Source organism: Okeania sp. SIO2F4 (assembly GCF_010672385.1).
Taxonomy (GTDB): domain Bacteria; phylum Cyanobacteriota; class Cyanobacteriia; order Cyanobacteriales; family Microcoleaceae; genus Trichodesmium.
The window spans coordinates 1-3,075 of sequence record NZ_JAAHGT010001073.1 but is presented as its reverse complement, the minus strand read 5'-3'; the positions used below and the strand labels follow the sequence as shown (position 1 = coordinate 3,075).

Genomic DNA, 3,075 nt, shown 5'->3' with positions numbered 1-3,075 from the left:
TCTTTAATCTACTTGCCAGAAGATTAAAAGGGTCTCTAATAATTAGTAGATCGTACCTAATAGCACTTTTTCCTAAGTATAAGTCATGCTTATGCTCAAATTTATCAATTGCGATTTGCTCTAAGGGAAAATCTTCATAGCTGTAGGTCAAACAATCTCTTTTAATAAAATTTCCTTGAGCTTGTTTACGATTATGTTCTATTGCCCATTTATGTTCTGGAAAATTATCTTGGAGATTTTCATATTTGTAGCGGTAGGGGTTTTCATTAGCTACAACGTTATTAATAAATCCTACTTCACCAGTATGCTGACTTTTAACCCAGTTAATAATTGCATGGTTTCCAGTGCGCTTCATACCTGCTACTCTGATTTCCTTTTGATTAACTATTTCTGAAAGTTGGTTTTGCTGGGTAAGCATTCTAATAAAATCTTCAAGATTATGTGCTAAAAAACGCTTACTTTTTTTCAAGGCTAAGTTTGGTTTTTTTAATGCTTTGACTATCAATGATTTTTGCACCATAAAATCTATTCCTAAAATGAAAATATCAATATTATTACTTATTTATTAGAGATTCTGTACCAGGAATATGACCAAATATTTGTTCTGAATATTTCAATATTTCCTGATTAGTAAAAAACTCCTTGTACCTAGGATTATCAGATACTTTTTGCCATCGGTTTAAGACATCCATAGATGTTGCTTTGCCATCAAGTTGTTTTCCTTCAAATGAACTACTTCCACCAAAACCAGTCACCTTATCAATGCCTGCATCAGAAAATTCCATTTGCAGTTTCTCGGCAATTTTTCGCCGGTATTCAACATCAGCAAACCATTGATTATAATTTACACAAATTTTGTTGTGCCTGAGATAATTTGTTTCTCCTAAATACTCTTTTGCATAATCAATCCATAAATCAACCATTGTTTTATTAGAATACCTTACTAATAAATCCTTTTCTTGATGATTAAGGTCTTCTCAAAACTTTTTATACCTCTGTAATCTACCTGCCAAAAGGTTAAAAGGATCTCTAATAATAATTACATTATACCTACTAGCACTTTTTCCAAAAGATAAGTCATGTTTGATATTTGATATTAAGTATCTAATCATTTGTTACTTGCACCCGCAATATAATTAATCTTGGCGTTGCTGAGGGGCTGGATGAATCTTTGCAGGAAAGGTAATCCATCTTTTACTTCCTCTTTTTCTCAAACTATAATTCCAATGCGCACTCTATGTAAATAGACATCTCCAAAAAAGAGGGAGTAGGGAGTAGGGGCGAAAGAATTGACGGTTTCTGCGTATGGGATTGATTTGATTATGTAACGCCCCCCACACGGACCACACGGACCACACGGACCACACCCCTCCCACTAATTCATCCCGCACTCTATGCAACGCCTTAATCTTCATAACTCTAAATCAAGCAGTCTTTTTTAACAAAATTTTCCTGAATTTGTTGACTATAACGGTCTATTCCCTTTTTATATTGTGGAAATCTATCTCGGATATTTTCATACTTATAGCAGTAGAGATTTGTTTTCGGGATATCATTTATGAACTGACATTTACCAGTTTGCTGACTTTTAATCCAGTTAATAATTTCATGATTCCCACAGCGCCTCATAGCCTACTACTCGAATTTCCTTTGGATTAACTATTTCTGAAAGTTGGTTTTACTGGGTAAGCATTTCGAGCAAATAATCTTGAATATTTGCTCGAAATGCTTACCTTTTTTCAAGGCTAGATTTTGTTTTTTTAATCCTTTAACTATCAGTCATTTTTGTAACATAAAATCTATTCCTAAAATTAAAATATCCCAGTCTAACTGAAATTCAGACTATGATATTGTCATCAAATATAATAAATTAGCTCTAATAGAGAAAAATCTAGAATAACTTACCAAATTTATGAAAATCCTCATGCTTTCCTCTACTTTTCCTTATCCTCCTAGCCGAGGAGGCACTCAAGTAAGAACATTTAATCTACTCAAATTTTTGAGTCAGAAACACTCTGTTACTTTGGTAACACAACGCTCTCCAGATGTCAATGATTCGGAAATAGATTCATTGCGGTCTTATGTAGAAGACTTGGCCATATTTCCCCGCCCCCAAGAATCCGATGGAAGAATTTTAGCAAAACTAAGACGTTTTAGTAATTTTATAATAGAAGGTACTCCACCAAGCGTTCTGTCTATATATTCGCCAGAAATGCAAAAATGGGTAGATGAGTTTGTGGCAACAGGTAAATGTGAGGCCATTACTTGCGAACATTGCGTTAATGAAATTTATATCCGCCCTCAATGGCAAGAGAAAGTCAAAACCCTAGTTAATGTCCATAGTTCAGTTTATGGTACTTGTCGGCAACAGTTGGAAACTGGTACGGCAGAGAAACCTTTGCGAGATAGACTTAATCTTCCCCTACTACTGCGTTATGAAAAACGATATTGTTCAAAATTTTCCTGTATAGTTGCCACAACTGAGGAAGATGGGAAACAACTGCAAGAATTTAACCCTAATAGTCAGATTTCTGTTATTCCGAATGGGGTAGATTTTAGTCAGTTTCCTTATCGTAGTGCTGACCCTGGAGGAAAGCAATTAATTTTTGTGGGAGCTATGGATAATTTTCCTAATATTGATGCGGTTCGCTTTTTGACTCTGGAAATATTGCCTAAAGTACAAGAACGTTATCCTGATACAACTTTAGCGTTGGTGGGGGCAAGACCAGTACCGGAAGTACAGGAACTTTCGACTCGCCCAGGAGTAAAAGTTACAGGTCGCGTACCTTCAATGGCAGAATATTTACATCAAGCTACAGTTTGTGTAATTCCTATGCGTACTGGTTTTGGAATTAAAAATAAAACCTTAGAAGCAATGGCTGCGGGTACGCCAGTTGTGGCCAGCGATCGTGGTTTGGAAGGATTAGCAATTGATGGTGTTGGTACACCACTCAGAGCATTAAGAGCAAATCAAGTAGAAGAATATGTGGAGGCAATTGGTCGGTTATTTGAGGATGGGCAGTTGAGACAAATGTTGTCAGAAAACGGGCGATCGCTCATCGAAACGGAGTATAC

General features: G+C 35.9%; 3 protein-coding genes. 1 reads left to right on the top strand and 2 read right to left on the bottom strand.

Annotated features, from left to right (window positions below; translation table 11 throughout):
- Positions 1-520 (bottom strand): hypothetical protein (locus tag F6K22_RS37210; RefSeq protein ID WP_363275258.1); only part of this gene is annotated, 520 nt, incomplete at its 3' end.
- 34 nt (positions 521-554) lie between these two features.
- On the bottom strand, positions 555-923 hold the full coding sequence (locus F6K22_RS37205; protein ID WP_293109780.1) for a hypothetical protein: 369 nt from the start codon (positions 921-923) through the stop codon (positions 555-557).
- Positions 924-1,912: 989 nt separating this feature from the next.
- On the opposite strand from F6K22_RS37205, the gene F6K22_RS37200 reads away from it, so the two are divergent.
- Positions 1,913-3,075: glycosyltransferase family 4 protein (locus tag F6K22_RS37200; protein ID WP_293109779.1), on the top strand; the 1,163-nt coding region annotated here is incomplete at its 3' end.